The sequence below is a fragment of the Rhodanobacter thiooxydans genome, assembly GCF_030291135.1.
Lineage (GTDB): Bacteria > Pseudomonadota > Gammaproteobacteria > Xanthomonadales > Rhodanobacteraceae > Rhodanobacter > Rhodanobacter thiooxydans_A.
In genome coordinates, this window is the sequence record NZ_CP127409.1 from 1,972,760 (window position 1) to 1,989,742 (window position 16,983).

Genomic DNA, 16,983 nt, shown 5'->3' on the forward strand with positions numbered 1-16,983 from the left:
GCCGGGACCCGCTCCAACGATTCCCTATTCCCCATTCCCGATTCCCGCGTCAATCCGTATAGCCGAACTTCTTCAGCATGTTCTCGTCGTCGACCCAGCCTTCGCGCACCTTCACCCACAGCTTCAGGAACACCTTGCGCTCGAACATGCGCTCCATGTGACGCCGCGCACTCGTGCCGATCGCCTTGAGCTGGGCGCCGCCGTTGCCGATCACGATGGCTTTCTGGCCGGCACGCTCGACCCAGATGATCGCGTGGATCTCGGCGATGCCGTCGGGACGGTCGTTGAACTGCTCGACCTCCACCGTGGTTGCGTACGGCAGCTCCTGGTCGAGCCGCAGCATCAGCTGCTCGCGCACCATCTCGGCGGCGAGGAAGCGTTCGCTGCGGTCGGTGACCTCGTCCTCGCCGAACACCGGCGGCTGCACCGGCAGGCGCTTGAGGATCGCCTGCTCCAGTTCCTTCAGGCCCTGCCCCTTGAGCGCGCTGACGTAATGGATCTCGTCGTAGCTGTGCTTCGCCACCAGCTCGGCCACGAACGGCAGCATCACCGTCTTGTCCTTGTTGAGGTCGACCTTGTTGATCACCAGCAGGCGCGGCGACGACTGTTCGACCAGGGCGGCGTACAGCGCCTCGTCCTCGTCGGTGAAGCGGCCGGCCTCGATCACCTGCACCACCAGGTCGACGTCGCTGATCGCCGAGCGCGCGGCACGGTTCAGGCTGCGGTTCATCGCGCGCTTGGCGCCGCGGTGCAGGCCCGGCGTGTCGACGTACATGATCTGCCCGGCCTCGCTGGTGTTGATGCCGAGGATGCGGTGGCGGGTGGTCTGCGGCCGCGGGCTGATGATCGACAGGCGGAAACCGATCAGCGCATTGAGCAGGGTCGACTTGCCCACGTTCGGGCGTCCGGCCAGCGCGACCGTGCCGCAGCGGAAATTCTCATGCGGCAGCTTGCCGCCGGCGGGGTCCAGTTCGTGGTTCATGACGTGGTGTGCTCGACGAGTCGGATGGCAAGTGTAGTGCTTCGCCGGAAAGGCAGGCCGGTGGGCCACGCGGCGGCGCCGCCAGACCGGCGGCAGCCTCGGCGGAAACGGGGGAATCAGGGAGTGCGCTGCTGCTCCAGCAGCTGGTTCAGCACGATTTCGGCCGCGTCCTGTTCGGCGGCGCGGCGGTTGCCGGCATGCGCTTCGACGGTGAACGCCATCGGCTCGCTGACCGTGCAGCTGACGTCGAAGGTCTTGGCATGGTCCTCGCCGTGGCTGGCGACCAGCTCGTACTGCGGCAACGGCAGGCCCTTGGCCTGCAGCCATTCCTGCAAGCGCGTCTTGGCGTCCTTGGAGGAGCGGCGCAAGGCGCTGATGCGCTCGGCGAACAGCCCGCGAACGGTCTCGCGGCAGGCATCGAAACCACCATCCAGGTACACCGCGGCGACCATCGCCTCGAACGCGTCGGCCAGGATCGAATCACGCCGGAAGCCGCCACTCTTCAACTCGCCGGGGCCGAGCTTCAGCCCGTCGCCCAGGTCCAGCTCGCGCGCCACCACGGCCAGTGCCTGGCCGTTGACCAGTTGCGCGCGCAGCCGCGACAGCTCGCCTTCGCTGGCCTTGGGGTGGGCTTCGTACAGCATCTCGGCGACGATCGCACCGAGCAGTGCATCACCGAGGAACTCCAGTCGCTCGTTGTTTGGCTTGCCGATGCTGCGGTGGGTCAGCGCCAGCTGCGCCAGTGCCGCATCGCGAAAACGATAGTTCAGTTCCAAAAGTTACTGGCCCACATTGCCCTGCAACTGCACGCTCTTGTCGAAGTGCAGCAGGAAGTCGATGTTGTACATGAACGGAATCTGCTTGTCGTAGGCCACGCGCAGCTTGTTGGCACCACCGCTGTCTCGCACGATGGTGATGTCCTTCGGCTGGATGGTGGCGTCGTCGACGTACTGGAAGCCCATCTTGAACATCAGGCCACGACGGATATCGTCCAGCGACCTGCCATTGGTGCCCTCGGTGGCGACCTGGTTCATCGCCTTGACCACGCCCATGTACTCCGAATACGACGGCAGCAGCTTCATGCCCATGTAGGCCAGGAAGCCCACGATGGCCATGATGATCAGGAACCCGATCAGAGTGACACCCGACTGCTTCGATTTCATAGTCCCCTCGCTATGCCGCCTGTTCGGCGTGCCTGTCTGTGGATGGTGATCCGGGCATGGCTGACGTCGCCGCACGTGCCGGTATGCCGATTATGCCTGCGGATTCTCGCACTGTTGGCGGCCGCGTGTGCGCAACGCTTCGACCGCGTCACGCTTTCGCCCGCCGGGCCTGCCGCGGCAGGCCTCAGTGAATGACCGTGCCGATCCGCGAGAAATCCACGCCACCGGTACCCCAGCCCTTCCAGCTCATCCAGATCAGGAAGGCCTTGCCGGCCAGGTTCTGCTCCGGCATGCAGCCCCACCAGCGGCTGTCCAGGCTGTCGTAGCGGTTGTCGCCCATCACTAGGTAGCAGCCCGGCGGCACCTTCGAGGGCACCCGGTCGTTCGGTATCGAATTGGGCGTGGTGTAGGCCGGCATCCGCGCGATCATGTGGTTGACCTTGCCCAGGTGCTCGGTCCATACCGTCGCACCCATGTTCAGCATGATCTGGTCCACGCTGCGCTGCGGGTTGCCCACGTAGGGGCCGATCTCGTCGGCGGTCACGCGCTGGCCGTTGACCCACAGCTCGGCGCCGTGCACCTCGATGCTGTCGCCCGGCAGGCCGATCACCCGCTTGATCCAGTTCTGCGCCGGCACCGGCGCCTGCGGGTCGTTGCAGCTCATGTCGCCGCTGCGCACCAGCTTGCCGCCGTCCTGGCACAGGTAACCGGGGAAGCGGAATACCACCACGTCGCCGCGCTGCGGCTCACCGAGGTCGACCAGCTTGTTGTTGAACGCCGGCATGCGCAAGCCGTAGGCGAACTTGTTGACCAGGATGAAGTCGCCCACATCCAGCGTCGGCATCATCGAACCGGACGGGATGCGGAAAGGCTCGGCCACGAACGAGCGCAACAGCAGTACCACCAGCACCACCGGGAACAGCGAGCGCGACCAGTCCACCGGCATCGGGTCGCGGTATTCCTCGCCGGCCGCCTCGAGCCGTGCCTTGCGCTTCTTGTACAGGAACAGCCGATCCAGGCCCCACACCACGCCGAACAGCACGGTGAGGCCAAGCAGAATCGCCGAAAAATCGAATTCCATGCCTTAACTCCAGGTTGCCTGACGGATCATCGCTGATCGCACTTGTTATTTGTCGACCTTCAGTACAGCCAGGAACGCTTCCTGCGGAATCTCCACGCGACCGACCTGCTTCATGCGCTTCTTGCCTTCCTTCTGCTTTTCCAGAAGCTTCTTCTTGCGGCTGACATCGCCGCCGTAGCACTTGGCCAGAACATTCTTGCGCAAGGCTTTCACCGTGGAGCGCGCGATGACCTGCGCGCCGATCGCGGCCTGGATCGCCACGTCGAACTGCTGGCGCGGGATCAGGTCCTTCATCCGCTCGACCAGATCGCGCCCGCGGCGGTCGGCATGGCTGCGGTGCACGATCAGCGACAGCGCATCCACGCGCTCGCCGTTGATCAGCACGTCCACGCGCACGAACGGGCCTGCCTCGAAGCGGTCGAAGTGGTAGTCCATCGAAGCGTAGCCGCGCGAGACCGATTTCAACCGGTCGAAGAAATCCAGCACCACCTCGGCCAGCGGGATCTCGTAGCTGATCTGCACCTGGGTCGCCAGGTACTGGATCGAGCGCTGCACGCCGCGCTTCTCCTCGCACAGGGTGATCACGTTGCCGATGTAGTCCGGCGGCGTGAGGATGTTGGCGACGATGATCGGCTCGCGGATTTCCTGCACCAGGCTGGAATTCGTCGGCAACTTGGCCGGGTTGTCCAGCATCAGGATCGAACCGTCGGTCTTGAGCACCTCATACACCACGGTCGGCGCGGTGGTGATCAGGTTCAGATCGTATTCGCGCTCCAGCCGCTCCTGCACGATTTCCATGTGCAGCATGCCGAGGAAGCCGCAGCGGAAGCCGAAACCCATCGCCTCGGAGGATTCCGGCTCGAAGAACAGCGCGGCGTCGTTGAGGCGCAGCTTGTCCAGCGCCTCGCGCATCGCCGGGAAGTCGTCCGAGGACACCGGGAACAGGCCGGCGAACACGCGCGGCTGCATGGTCTGGAAGCCGGGCAACGCCTTCTCGGCCGGCTTCGCGGCCAGGGTCAGCGTGTCACCGACCGGCGCGCCGTGCACGTCCTTGATCGAGGCGTTGATCCAGCCCACTTCGCCGGCGCCGAGCTTGTCCAGCTTCTTGCGCTTGGGCGTGAACACGCCGACGTCGTCCACTTCGTGGGTGCGCCCGGTGGACATCACCAGCAGCTTGTCGCCGGGCTTGATCTCGCCCTGCATCACGCGCACCAGCGACACCACGCCCAGGTAGTTGTCGAACCACGAGTCGATGATCAGCGCCTGCAGCCGGTCGGTGTCACGCGGCTTCGGCGGCGGGATGCGCGCGACGATCGCCTCCAGCACCTCGATCACGTTGAGCCCGGTCTTGGCGCTGATCGCCACCGCATCGGTGGCGTCGATGCCGATCACCGCCTCGATCTCGCCCTTCACCTTCTCGATGTCGGCGGTGGGCAGGTCGATCTTGTTCAACACCGGCACCACTTCCAGGCCCATCTCCACCGCGGTGTAGCAGTTGGCGACGGACTGCGCCTCCACGCCCTGGGCAGCGTCCACCACCAGCAGCGCGCCCTCGCAGGCGGCCAGCGAGCGGCTGACTTCGTAGGAGAAGTCGACGTGGCCGGGCGTGTCGATGAAATTTAGCTGGTAGGTCTTGCCGTCGCGCGCCTTGTACGGCAGCGACACCGACTGCGCCTTGATGGTGATGCCGCGCTCGCGCTCGATCGGATTGTTGTCCAGCACCTGCGCCTCCATCTCACGGTCGGCCAGGCCGCCGCAAAGCTGGATGATGCGGTCGGCCAGGGTCGACTTGCCGTGGTCGATGTGGGCGATGATGGAGAAGTTGCGGATCAATTCCATGGAGCGCTGGCGGCCTGTCGTCGGGCTTGGGTCCTGCCGCCACGCACCATGCGTGGCGGCGCATCACCATAAAGCGACGCTAACCCGGCATTATCGCATGGAACCCGCCGCCACCACGCACGAACTCGCGCGGCCAAGGTACCGCCTGCCCGGCCGCGCACTGCCGCCCGCTCACTTGTCCTCCGGTACCGTCAGGCCGACGAAGTTGCTCTGCTCGCCGCGGCGCACCAGCAACAGCACCGTGCTGCCGGCCTTCACGCCCTTGGTCGCCGCCTCGAACTCGGCCACGCTGCCGATCTTCTGCTGGTTGACCATCAGGATAACGTCACCGGCGCGCAGGCCAGCCTGCGCCGCCACCGGCCCCGTGATGTCGCCGATCACCACACCCTGCCCCGGCTTCAGTCCCAGTTGCGTGCGGGTGTCGTTGTCGATCGACTGCACGGTCAGGCCCAGCGCGGCCGAACCGCTGCGGCTCGACGAGGGCATGGCGCCCTGGTTGTTCACCGCAGTCTTGTCGCGCGAGGCTTCGCTGATGGTGACATCCAGCGTCTGCTTCTTGCCGTTGCGCAGAATTTCCACCGGCACCTTGCTGCCCGGCTTGGTCATGCCCACCAGCGGCGGCAGGTCCGCCGCCTGCTGCAGCGGCTGACCGTTGTAGGCCAGGATGATGTCGCCGGGCTGGATGCCGGCCTTCGCCGCACCACTGCCGGGGCTGACGTCGACCACGGCGGCGCCCGCGCCATTCTCCAGGTGGAAGGCCTTGACGATGTCGTCGTCGACCGGCTGCATGGTCACGCCAAGCATGCCGCGCGAGACGTAACCCTTGCTCTTGAGCTGCTGCACGGCATTCATCGCCACGTCGATCGGGATCGAGAACGACACGCCGAGGTAGTCGCCGGTGTTGGAATAGATCTGCGAATTGATGCCGACCACGCGGCCCTGCAGGTCGAACAGCGGGCCACCGGAATTGCCGCGGTTGATCGGCACGTCGGTCTGGATGAACGAGGTGTATGGCTGGTCGCGCTGGCCCAGGTTGCGGCCCACCGCGCTGACGATGCCCTGGGTGACGGTGTAGTCGAAGCCGAACGGCGAACCGATCGCCAGCACCCACTGGCCGGGCTTCAGGCTGCGCGAATCGCCGAGGGTCACCGCCGGCAGCGCGCCGCCGGCATCCACCTTGAGCAGGGCGATGTCGTAGGTCGGGTCGGTGCCGATTACCCGGGCAGTCAGCGTGCGCCGGTCCTGCAGGCGCACGGTCACTTTGTCGGCGTGGTCGACCACGTGATTGTTGGTGAGGATGTAGCCGTCACTGGAAATGATGAAGCCCGAGCCCAGCGAGGTGTGTTTCTGTTCCTGCGGCGACGGCATCATCGGCATGCCGAAGAAGCGTCGCAGGATCTCCGCCTGCGGATCATCCGGCATGCCCTGGCCGGGCATCATCTGTCCGCCCGCACTGCGACTGTCGCCCTGCCGCTCGCCGTTGTAGCGGGCTTCGACATGCACTACGGCCGGTGCGTTCTTCTGCACGATCCCGGTGAAGTCCGGCAGCGCCGCCACAGTCGGCACCTGCGCCTGCAGCGTGCCGGTACCGGCGATGCCCAGCAGTGCGCAGCACGCCAGGTTGCGCAAGATGGAATGGTTCATGGCTCCTCCTTGGTTGATTTCAGCCAACAGGCTTCAAGTGGATGGATGACACGGGTGGCGCCGTGCCCGCTCGGGACACATGCCACCGATCGACCCGTGCGACGGGTCGATGGAGGCGAAAACTGGTGAGGACAAGCCGCGGGCAATCACGCGCGGCCGTGCTTATTGCGCGACGGCGGAAGCCCGGCGCGAGGTAGCCGGCGCAACCTGCTGCTCCGGGTCGAGCAGCAGCAGGTAGCTGCCGTCGTTGTTGTCGAGCGTCCGGTAACGGGGCATCGACGGGTAAGCAGACAGGCGCTGGGCATAGGCCGACTGGCCCTGGCCGAACGGCGCACCGAAGGTGGCCGAGGCCTGCTGGCTGAGCAGTCCGGCGGAATTGCCGCTGAGCCATGGCGGCACCGTGGCGGGAGCGGCCGGCTTGTTAGCCGGTGCGGTGGCAGCGGCGACCGCACTGGCCTGCCGGGTGGTCGATGCAGTCAGGCGCTCGGCATCGCCGGTCGGTTGGCCGATCATCAGGGCAGCGGCAGCCACGCTGGCAGCGATCGCGCCACCGGTGGACCAGCGCAGCCAGTGGTTGCGCCGGGCCGATGCCGCGACGGGCTTCGACTCCTGCTCGATCGCCAGCATCACCCGCGCGGAAAAACCGGCTCCGGCCAGCGGCGGCAACTGCTGGCGCAGGCTGTCACGGGCGATGTGGTAGCGGCCCCAGGCCTGCTGCAGCGAGGCATCGTGATCGAGCCGGCGCAGCAGGAAACGCAGCTGCTCCTTCGACAACTCGCCATCGATGCCCGCGGAAAGACTTTCCCGGGTGTCCTGATTCATGCCTGCCTGATTCATGTCTGATCCTCGCGGTCCGACAACAGGGGCCGCAGCTTCTCGTCGATCGCCTCGCGCGCCCGGAAGATGCGCGAACGCACCGTACCGATCGGGCAGCCCATCGCTTCGGCGATTTCATCGTAGCTGAGGCCATCCACTTCGCGCAGCGTAATGGCGGTCCGCAGCTCTTCGGGCAGGGCTTGGACAGTGGAAAACACGGATTGTTCAATTTCCTGGCGCATCAGCTCGCGCTCGGGCGTGGCGCTGTCGTGCATGCGCTCGGCGCCGGCCATGAACTCGGCGTCGTCGGCATCAATGTCGCCGGATGGCGGGCGCCGCCCCATCGCCACCAGGTGGTTCTTGGCGGTGTTCACCGCGATCTTGTACAGCCAGGTGTAGAACGCGCTGTCGCCGCGGAACGAGCCGATCGCCCGCCACGCCCGGATGAACGACTCCTGCGCGATGTCCTCGCACTCGGCGTGGCTCCTCACGTAGCGCGAGACCAGCCCGATCACCTTGTGCTGGTATTTGCGCACCAGCAGGTCGAAGGCCCGCTTGTCTCCCTGCTGGACCCGCTCGACCAGCGCGCGATCCAGTTCGTTTTCGCCCGTACGGGCCGTATCCGTCGTCAATGCCGTCTTCCGCTGCGGGAGCTTGTTTTGAACTGAACGCGGCGCTCAGACCACAGTCTGTTGCCCGAGTTCAGCATGCACCTGGGTATCGTCTTCACCATAACGCACAGCCTGTTGGCAGGTTGTCATGCCTGGCCAGGCACCCCGGACCCGTGACGGGCCGGATCAGTTATGGGGACGTCCGCCGCCGGCTCAAGCCGGCTCGGCCACCCGCGCCTCCAGCAGGCGCTGGCGCTCGGCCAGCAGCTTGTCGAAACTGGCCGGCGGCAGCGGGCGGCAGAACAGGTAGCCCTGCAACTCGTCGCAACCGTGCTGGCGCAGGAACTGCAGGTGCTGCTCGATCTCCACGCCTTCCGCCACCACGGCCCGTTTCAGCCGGTGCGCCATCTCGATGGTGGCGCGCACGATCGCCTCGTCGTCGGGGTCCACCCCGATGTTGCGCACGAAGCTCTGGTCGATCTTGATGCGGTCGGCCGGCAGCCGGCGCAGGTAGTCCAGCGAGGCGGCGCCGGTGCCGAAATCGTCGATCGCGATGTGGCAGCCCAGCCGGTGCAGCGCGTGCAGGTTCTCGACCAGGTTCGGCGCTTCCTTGATGCTGATGCTCTCGGTGACCTCCATTTCCAGCAGGGTGGGATCGAGCCCGGTTTCGCGCAGCACGGTGGCCACGGTGTCGAGCAGTTGCGGCTCCATCAGCTGCACCGCGGACAGGTTCACGCCCAGGCGCAGGCGCAGGCCGTAGTGCTGCTCCCACTCCTTCGCCTGGTGACAGGCCGTGCGCATCACCCACTCGCCGATCGAGACGATCAGGCCAGTCTCCTCGGCCAGCGGGATGAACACCGCCGGGCTGATCATGCCCAGTTCGGGATGCTCCCAGCGCACCAGCGCCTCCATCCCCATGATGTCTTCGGTCTCGGTGTTGACCTGTGGCTGGTAGACCACGCGCAGCTCGCCGTTGCCCTCGGCATGGCGCAAGCGCGTCTTCAGCGCCATGCCGTGCTGCTGGGCGTACTCCGGGCTGACCTCGTAGATCTGGAACGTGTTGCGACCCTGGTGCTTGGCCGCGTACATCGCCTCGTCGGCATGCTTGAGCAGGGTCTGCGCGTCGCCGGCGTCGTCGGGGAAGAAGCTCAGGCCCATCGACGCGGTCACCTGCAGCTCGGTGCCGTCCTCGAGGTACAGCGGCGTCTCCATCACCTGCACGATCTTCTCGGCCACGCGCAGCACGTCGTCGTTCTTCACGATGTGGCGCAGCACGACGGTGAACTCGTCGCCGGCATAACGCGCCACCGTGTCGGAAGCGCGAATGCTGCCGCACAGGCGCTGGGTGACCGTGCGCAGCACCTGGTCGCCGGCGGCATGACCGTAGGTGTCGTTGATCGCCTTGAAACGGTCCAGGTCGACGAACAGCACGGCGAAACACTCGCCGTTGCGGGTTGCCTCGCGGATGATCGTGTCCAGCCGGTCGTTGAACAGCAGCCGGTTCGGCAAGCCGGTCAGGGCGTCGACCAGGCCCTCGGCGCGGCCCTGTTCACGGGTGCGGCCCAGTTCCAGCATCTGCGCGAAGCGCGCCGCGGCACAGCGCAGCACCGGCTCGATGATGCCCATCTCGCCGAAGCCGCGCCGGCTGCCGGCCAGCATCGCGCCGAGCACGGTATGGCGTTCGTCGTACAGCGGCAGGCCGGCAAACCCGGACAGCTCAAGTTGCTGCAGCAGCGGGTCCATCGACGCCAGCCGTTTCGCGTCGGTGCGGTGCAGGAGCGGCTTGCCGCCCAGCACCAGTTGCAGCGAACTCTGCAGTTGCGCCGACGGCCACTGCAGGGCGTCGCCATTCCACAGTTGCAGCATCTGCACCGGCGCGTCGGCGCCATCCTGGCGCGCCGACCAGACAGCCAGGTAATCCAGGCCCAGCTCGTCGAACAGCAGGCGGCCGGCGGCGGTCTGCGCGTCAACCCCGCTGGTCGAGGCGAAGATGCGCGACAGCAGCGACAGCGCGGCCTCTGCCCGCAGGTCGGCGCGATCACTGCGGAACATCAGGGCCAGCGCCTCGCGTCCGGCGTGCTGGATGCGCCGCACGCTGGCCTGGCCGGTGTCGACACCCACTGCCGACTTGCGCTGGCAGGGATACCAGCCGCGGTTGGCCTCGGCCAGCACCTGCTCGATCGCGATGCCCTCGAAGCGCAGCACCTCGGCCAGCGGCAAGCCCTCCCACTGGCTGGCATGCATGCGGCTGTGCCGTGCCACCGTGGGACTGACCTCAAGCAGACGAGCGGTCTGTGCGTCGGCGATCAGCCACTCACTGTCGCCTTCCTCGAATACGTAGCGGTAATCCTCATGCGCACCGTCGTCCGGTGCAGCGGCCAGCTGGCGCGGACGCTGGGCGTTGCCGGCCTGCGAGCGTCGCCAGCGTGGTACCAGCTCGCTGCTGATCTGCGCGGTCGAAAGCCAGTCGACGATGCCGGCCGGCAGCTCGGCGGGATTCAGCGTGGCGTCCTCGCCCAGCACCACGATCAGCGGCGTGTCCGCACCGCCCGGCAGGCGGCGCAATTGCTCGCAACTGTTGCGCGCCTGCTGCTCGTCGCCGGCCAGTACCGCCACGATCAGCTGCAGCGGTGGCAGCGACGCACGCCCCTCCAGCAGGATCGCCGCGTGCGATATGTCGCGGGCACTATGGATCTGCGGATAACCCGCCTGATCGAGCGCATCGAACAGGCTGCGGCGCAATTCGCGCTGTGCGGCGACTACCAGAATGCCGGAATTCATCTGCATGCCTGCCTAAACCAGCCAGCGGCCGTCGCGCAGGCGCAGGCGACGCGGCAGGCTGTCTTCGCTGCCTACGCGCACTGCCAGTTCGCCCAGGTGCTCGACCAGCGCCACCGGCGCGTCGATCAGCACGACACGGCGCAAATGGCCCTTGGGCGCGCGGGCAAGCTGACGCAGCAAGGTGGCGTCCATCGCCGACAGGGGCAGCTCCAGCCCGAACAGGAAGTACACGCCGAAATGCATGCTCTGCTGCATGTAGCGCAACGCATTGCCCAGTCGCTGGCAGTCCGGCACCCGTACCTGCGCATCGCGCAAACTGCCCAGGCCGGTATCGGGCTGCCACAGGTACACCGCCTGCCCGGTATGCCGGGCGATCGCGCGGAACTGCTCGATCAGGGTCGGGACGTCCTTGCAGTCCAGCACCACGAGGCCACTCGCAGCCGCCAGGATCCGCTCGAAAATCTCGGCGCCGGCTTGCGGTGGAACAGAGGCCAGTGCTGGAGTCATTGCGTCACCGTCCTGCCGTGTCGGCGATAGTGCACTGGTGAAATCGGCCTGCCGGCGACTGGCCGGAGGGCTGGCCGGGCGATACCCGGCCGTTGCGAGGCCCATTGAACCACGGTGGATCGTTCCATTGTCCTGCAACCCCGGGCCGTGCCACCGATGACCGACCCGCTGCCCGCCCGGCCAGCCACGACGGGCCGTTTTCCCGGAACAGGCCCGATTTCACACCGGCGCCGGCACAGGGTCAAGCAAGCACGTCACATCTCGCAATCATGGCGGCGGAACGGTATGGTTCAGGCCTCGACCACCACGCCTGTACGCCCATGTTCGAAGGACTGCGCTTCAACCACTGGAAGACCAGCGAAGCCGACGACGGCGTCGTCACGCTGACCCTGGACCGCGCCAACAGCAGCGTCAACGCAATCTCCCGCGCGGTGCTGGACGAACTCGAGCAGATCGTCGAGCGGCTGGCCATCGAGAAGCCGGCCGGCGTCATCATTCATTCGGCCAAGCCCTCGGGGTTTGCCGTCGGCGCCGACGTCAAGGAATTCATCGAGTACGCGAAGCAGGACACCGTGCTGGAGAACATCGAGCACGGCCAGCGCGTCTACGAGGCGCTGGCGCGGCTGCCCTGTCCCACGGTGGCCGCCGTGCACGGCACCTGCATGGGCGGCGGCACCGAGCTGGCCCTGGCCTGCCGCCAACGCATCGCCGCCGATGACGACAGGACCCGGATCGCCCTGCCCGAGGTGATGCTGGGCATCCATCCCGGCTGGGGCGGCACCGCGCGGCTGCCGCGCCTGATCGGCGCCACCGAGGCGCTGCCGCTGATGCTGACCGGAAAATCGCTGTCGGCAAGGCGCGCGCTGGCGTTGGGCGTGGTCGACCGGCTGGCCCGTCCCGACGAGTTGCTGGCCGAAGCGAAACTGCTGTTGCGCCACCCTGCAGCGCGCCCGTTCACCCGACGCGCCATGGCCTGGGCCAGCAACACCTGGCTGGCCCGGCAGATCCTGGCACCGATGGTGTACAAGCAGACCGCCGCCAAGGTGCGCAAGGAACACTACCCCGCGCCGTTTGCGATGATCGACGTATGGAAGCGCGGCGGCTCGGCCATCCAGCAGCGGCTGAAGGTCGAGGCGCGCTCGGTGGCGAAGCTGGCGCAGACGCCGACCGCGCAGAACCTGATCCGCATCTTCTTCCTGCAGGAACGGCTGAAGGGCCAGGGCGGCGGCATCGAGCATGGCATCAAGCACGTGCACGTGGTCGGCGCCGGCGTGATGGGCCGCGACATCGCCGCGTGGGCGGCGTTCAAGGGCTTCGAGGTGAGCCTGCAGGACCGCGAAATGAAATTCGTCCAGCCGGCACTGGACCGCGCCCGGGCGCTGTACGAGAAGAAGCTGAAGACACCCGAAAAGGTCGAGGCGGCCATGCGCCGTCTGCGTGCGGACATCGAGGGCGCCGGCGTGGCTACGGCCGACCTGGCGATCGAGGCGATCTACGAGAACGCGCGGGCGAAGGAAGCCCTGTACGCCGGCATCGAACCGCAGTTCCAGGCTGACGAGATCCTCGCCAGCAATACCTCCAGCATCCCGCTGGACGAGTTGCGCAAGGATCTGAAGGCGCCGCAGCGCTTCCTCGGCCTGCACTTCTTCAACCCGGTGGCGCAGATGCCGCTGGTCGAGGTGGTGCGCCACGACCAGCTCGACCCGGCCATCGAGAAACGCGCGCTGGCGTTCTGCAAGGCCATCGGCAAGCTGCCGGTGGCGGTCAAGGGCACCCCGGGCTTCCTGGTCAACCGCATCCTGATGCCCTACCTGCTGGAGGCCATGCGGCTATATAGCGAAGGCGTGCCCGGCCCAGTGCTCGATCGCGAGGCGAAGAAGTTCGGCATGCCGATGGGCCCGATCGAGCTGGCCGACACGGTGGGCCTGGACGTCTGCGCCTCGGTCGGCAGGGAACTGGCGCCGTTCCTGGGACTGGAACTGCCGCCAGGACTCGACGAAAAACTCGAGGCCGGCAAGCGTGGCAAGAAGGACGGCCAGGGTCTGTACGTGTGGCAGGATGGCAGGCCGCAGAAGCCCGAGGTCGACAAGGAGTACGTGACGCCACCGGACGTGCAGGAGCGGATGATCCTGCCGATGGTCAACGAGGCGATCGCCTGCCTTGCCGACGGCGTGGTCGACGACGCCGACCTGCTCGACGCCGGGGTGATCTTCGGCACCGGCTTCGCGCCGTTCCGCGGCGGCCCGATCCAGTACGCACGCAGCGAAGGCGCCGACAAGCTCAAGGCCAGGCTCGAACAGCTGGCACAGCGCTACGGCGACCGGTTCAAGCCGAAGAACGGCTGGGATCTTCCGGTGCTGGCACAGCGTGGTTTCGAGTTGCCGGCCGCGTCCGTGAACTGACCGATTCGCGATTACCGACACGAAAACGACCGGCATGACCGGGCGTTTTCGTTGACACAGATCGGCATCACCACATCAGGTCGTCGGGCACGCCGTCGTCGCCCACACCAGCGGCATTCGGGTCCACCAGCAGTGCCAACTGGTGCGGGTCGATGTCGCGCACCTGCACGGCGATGTCGCGGCTGACCAGCAGGTAGCGGCCACCCTGCTGCACCACGCCCAGTTCGCCGGCATTGAGCGCCGCCAGTTGCGCGGCATCCACGTGCACGCGGCGGATCTTGCCGCCGTATTCGAAATTGCGCGGCTGGTCGGCGTCGGCCTTGTTCAGCGCCTTGCCTTCGAGCAGTTGCTGGATCTTCTGCTTGCGCTCACGCCGCAACCTGGCCAGCTCGGCGGCCTCCCGCTCGATCCGCTGGCGTTCGCGGGCTTCGGTTTGTGCACGCAACGCATACGCCTTGGCCAGGTCGATGTCCTGCTGGCTCTGCCCCGCTGGCCGTGCGGCGGGTGGCTTGCCGCCCTTGCGTGCGGGCTTGCCGCCCTTGCGTGCGGGCTTGCCGGACGACGGTGGCGGCGGACGCTTCGGCTCGCGCGCCCGGTCCTGCTGGACCTGTTTGACGATGCCGCTCTTGAGCAGCTGATCGCGCAGGGAATCGGCCATGCGGGTGTTCCGTGATCGGTAGGCGGGATGGGTTCGGGTCAGTAATGCGGCGGTGGCGGTTCGTTGTGCGGATCATCGCCCTGGGCAATCCGCATCGACGCCATCTCGCCGCGCAGGTCGCGCAGGGCGCGCTCCAGCGCGGCAATCCGCTGCGACTGGTCAGCGTCCGCCGTGGTCAGCGCCTGCACCGCCTCGTCGATGAAGGTCAGTTTGACCTCCATCTCGTCGAGTCGCCGGGCGAGCGTACCGTTCGGGTCGTTCATCGCGGCACTTGCAGGCTGCGGCCACGGCCGATGCCGTAATAGGCCAGGCCCGCCTCCTCCACCACGGCCGGGTCGTACAGGTTGCGCCCGTCGAAGATCGCCGGCACGGCCAGTGCAGCACGGATCGCCGCGAAATCGGGGCTGCGGAACGCCTTCCACTCGGTGACCACCGCCAGCACGTCGGCACCCTGCAGGGCATCCATGGCGTGCTCGCACAGCACCAGGTCGGCGCGGTTGCCGTACAGCCGCTGCGTTTCCTCGCGCGCCTCCGGATCGAACGCGCGGACTTTTGCGCCGGCTTCCCACAGCTGTTCCATCAGGCGCCGGCTGGAAGCCTCGCGCATGTCGTCGGTATTCGGCTTGAACGCCAGGCCCCACAGGGCAACTGTCCGGCCGGCCAGCTGGCCGTCGAAATGCCGTGAAATCAGCTCGAACAACTTGCCCTTCTGCTGCCGGTTGACCGCCTCGACTGCGCCGAGCAGGTGCGCCTCGTAGCCATGGGCGTGCGCGGTGCGCTCCAGCGCCTGCACGTCCTTGGGGAAGCACGAGCCGCCGTACCCGGCGCCCGGATAGATGAAGCTGTAGCCGATGCGCGGGTCCGAGCCGATGCCCTGGCGCACCAGCTCGACGTCGGCACCCACCCGTTCGGCGATATTCGCGATCTCGTTCATGAAGCTGATCTTGGTCGCCAGCATCGCGTTGGCGGCGTACTTGGTCAGTTCGGCCGAGCGCTCGTCCATCACCACCATGCGATCGTGGTTGCGGTTGAACGGTGCATACAGCTTGCGCAGCAACGCCACTGCACGCGCGCTGGAAGCACCCACCACAATGCGGTCGGGGCGCAGGCAGTCTTCCACCGCGGCGCCTTCCTTCAGGAACTCCGGATTCGACACCACGTCGAACTCCACCGCGGCATGGCGTGCCGCCAGCTCGGCCGCGACGGCTGTGCGCACACGGTCGGCAGTGCCCACCGGCACGGTCGACTTGTTCACCACCACTGCGTAGTGGTCCAGGTGGCGGCCGATGGTGCGGGCCACGGCCTGCACGTACTGCAGGTCGGCGCTGCCATCCTCGTCCGGCGGCGTGCCGACGGCGATGAAGATCAATTCGGCATGCGCGATCGCCGGCGCCGCCTCGGTGGTGAAGCCGAGCCGGCCACTGGCGTGGTTGCTCTGCACGATCGACTCCAGACCCGGCTCGTAGATCGGGATCTCGCCCTGCTTCAACCGCTCGACCTTGCCCGCGTCGATGTCGACGCAGACCACGTGGTTGCCCATCTCGGCCAGGCAGGCACCGGTGACCAGGCCGACATAGCCGGTACCGAAAATAGTGACCTTCATCATCGTTGCAGCAATCCCTTGAACGTGAGCCGCCTATTCTAACCGCTGGGGCGCGCGGCGCCTGCCACCGGCACAAAAGCAGAAGGGCGCGAATCGCTTCGCGCCCTTCCGGTTACCGATTTTTGCAGCGAACCCGCTTACTTGTCGCCCGGGGCGGCGGCCGGCGTCGGGCCCGTCTTGACCAGCGTCACGTCGAAGATCAGCGTGGCGTTTGGCGGCATCGGCGGCTGCGGCTCGGCGCCATAGGCCAGCGCGGCCGGGATGAACAGCTTGTAATGACCGCCCACCTGCATCAGCTGCAGGCCTTCGCGGAAGCCCGGGATCACGCCGGCCAGCGGAATCTTGGCCGCACCCGGCGGATTGTGCTTGGCGGAGGCATCGAACACCTGGCCGTCGACAAAGGTTCCGGTGTAGTTGATCTCGACGGTATCGTTCGGACCCGGACGGGCACCCGTGCCCTGGCTGAGCACCTGGTACTGCAGGCCCGACGCGGTCGTCTTCACGCCCGGCGCGGTCTTGTTCTTGGCCAGGAAGGCATCGCCCTCGGCCTTGTTCTTGGCCGCCAGCTTGGTCATCTCGGCCTGGTACTTGGCCTGGATCTTGGCCATGAAGGCCTCGTGCACCTGCTTGGCTTCGGCATCGCTCATGGTCGGCTTCTGGCCGGACAGCGCCGCCTTCACCGCATTCGCCACCGCATTCGGATCCAGTTCGTCGCGCATGATCGGCGGAACCTGGGAAGCAATCTCCCAACCCACAACATAGCTGGCCTTCGCCTTGTCGACGGTACCGGCAGCGCCAGCCGTCTGGGCGGCGACGCCGGCCGTCATGCCCAGCGCAACGGCCATCGCGACCGCCGTCAGCGTGGGACGCAGAAAGTGCTTCATTCGTAACTCCCT

15 protein-coding genes are annotated in these 16,983 nt (G+C 66.8%); 1 reads left to right on the forward strand and 14 read right to left on the reverse strand.

What is annotated here, in order from left to right; translation table 11 throughout:
• Window positions 1-49: 49 nt before the first annotated feature.
• The 10 genes from era to QQA13_RS08980 form a co-directional block, all read right to left on the reverse strand.
• Window positions 50-982, reverse strand: coding sequence for a GTPase Era (gene era / locus QQA13_RS08935; RefSeq protein ID WP_108472975.1), 933 nt, complete (start codon window positions 980-982; stop codon window positions 50-52).
• Between the two features lie 116 nt (window positions 983-1,098).
• On the reverse strand, window positions 1,099-1,758 hold the full coding sequence (rnc, locus tag QQA13_RS08940; protein ID WP_108472976.1) for a ribonuclease III: 660 nt from the start codon (window positions 1,756-1,758) through the stop codon (window positions 1,099-1,101).
• 3 nt (window positions 1,759-1,761) lie between these two features.
• Window positions 1,762-2,145: a DUF4845 domain-containing protein gene (locus QQA13_RS08945; RefSeq protein WP_108472977.1), complete on the reverse strand. Its 384-nt coding sequence runs from the start codon at window positions 2,143-2,145 to the stop codon at window positions 1,762-1,764.
• A gap of 184 nt (window positions 2,146-2,329) precedes the next feature.
• The gene (gene lepB / locus QQA13_RS08950) at window positions 2,330-3,226 is read right to left on the reverse strand and encodes a signal peptidase I (protein WP_108472978.1); all 897 of its coding nucleotides are present in this window, start codon (window positions 3,224-3,226) and stop codon (window positions 2,330-2,332) included.
• 45 nt (window positions 3,227-3,271) lie between these two features.
• On the reverse strand, window positions 3,272-5,065 hold the full coding sequence (lepA, locus tag QQA13_RS08955) for a translation elongation factor 4 (RefSeq protein WP_108472979.1): 1,794 nt from the start codon (window positions 5,063-5,065) through the stop codon (window positions 3,272-3,274).
• Window positions 5,066-5,236: 171 nt separating this feature from the next.
• A complete protein-coding gene (locus QQA13_RS08960; RefSeq protein ID WP_108472980.1) occupies window positions 5,237-6,709 on the reverse strand; it encodes a Do family serine endopeptidase in 1,473 nt (490 codons plus the stop codon).
• Between the two features lie 162 nt (window positions 6,710-6,871).
• Window positions 6,872-7,546 (reverse strand): sigma-E factor negative regulatory protein, encoded by a 675-nt coding sequence (locus QQA13_RS08965; protein ID WP_108472981.1) that lies wholly within the window; start codon window positions 7,544-7,546, stop codon window positions 6,872-6,874.
• The gene (gene rpoE / locus QQA13_RS08970) at window positions 7,543-8,157 is read right to left on the reverse strand and encodes an RNA polymerase sigma factor RpoE (protein ID WP_108472982.1); all 615 of its coding nucleotides are present in this window, start codon (window positions 8,155-8,157) and stop codon (window positions 7,543-7,545) included. The genes QQA13_RS08965 and rpoE overlap by 4 nt, the downstream gene beginning before the upstream one ends.
• 192 nt (window positions 8,158-8,349) lie before the next feature.
• Window positions 8,350-10,917: a putative bifunctional diguanylate cyclase/phosphodiesterase gene (locus QQA13_RS08975; RefSeq protein WP_108472983.1), complete on the reverse strand. Its 2,568-nt coding sequence runs from the start codon at window positions 10,915-10,917 to the stop codon at window positions 8,350-8,352.
• 12 nt (window positions 10,918-10,929) lie between these two features.
• The gene (locus QQA13_RS08980) at window positions 10,930-11,424 is read right to left on the reverse strand and encodes a hypothetical protein (protein WP_108472984.1); all 495 of its coding nucleotides are present in this window, start codon (window positions 11,422-11,424) and stop codon (window positions 10,930-10,932) included.
• Between the two features lie 320 nt (window positions 11,425-11,744).
• Here QQA13_RS08980 and QQA13_RS08985 point away from each other — a divergent pair, with 320 nt between their 5' ends.
• Window positions 11,745-13,826: a 3-hydroxyacyl-CoA dehydrogenase NAD-binding domain-containing protein gene (locus QQA13_RS08985; protein WP_108472985.1), complete on the forward strand. Its 2,082-nt coding sequence runs from the start codon at window positions 11,745-11,747 to the stop codon at window positions 13,824-13,826.
• Between the two features lie 67 nt (window positions 13,827-13,893).
• Here QQA13_RS08985 and QQA13_RS08990 read toward each other — a convergent pair whose 3' ends face one another.
• The 4 genes from QQA13_RS08990 to QQA13_RS09005 all read right to left on the reverse strand — a co-directional run bounded on the left by QQA13_RS08990 (window position 13,894) and on the right by QQA13_RS09005 (window position 16,971).
• On the reverse strand, window positions 13,894-14,484 hold the full coding sequence (locus tag QQA13_RS08990) for a DUF2058 domain-containing protein (protein ID WP_108472986.1): 591 nt from the start codon (window positions 14,482-14,484) through the stop codon (window positions 13,894-13,896).
• Window positions 14,485-14,522: 38 nt separating this feature from the next.
• Entirely contained in the window at window positions 14,523-14,747 is a 225-nt protein-coding gene (locus QQA13_RS08995) for a SlyX family protein (RefSeq protein WP_108472987.1), read from the reverse strand.
• Window positions 14,744-16,087, reverse strand: coding sequence for a UDP-glucose dehydrogenase family protein (locus QQA13_RS09000; RefSeq protein WP_108472997.1), 1,344 nt, complete (start codon window positions 16,085-16,087; stop codon window positions 14,744-14,746). The genes QQA13_RS08995 and QQA13_RS09000 overlap by 4 nt, the downstream gene beginning before the upstream one ends.
• A 137-nt stretch (window positions 16,088-16,224) precedes the next feature.
• Window positions 16,225-16,971 carry an FKBP-type peptidyl-prolyl cis-trans isomerase gene (locus tag QQA13_RS09005; RefSeq protein ID WP_108472988.1) on the reverse strand — a complete coding sequence of 249 codons (747 nt, stop codon included), beginning with the start codon at window positions 16,969-16,971 and terminating at the stop codon, window positions 16,225-16,227.
• Window positions 16,972-16,983 lie beyond the last annotated feature (12 nt).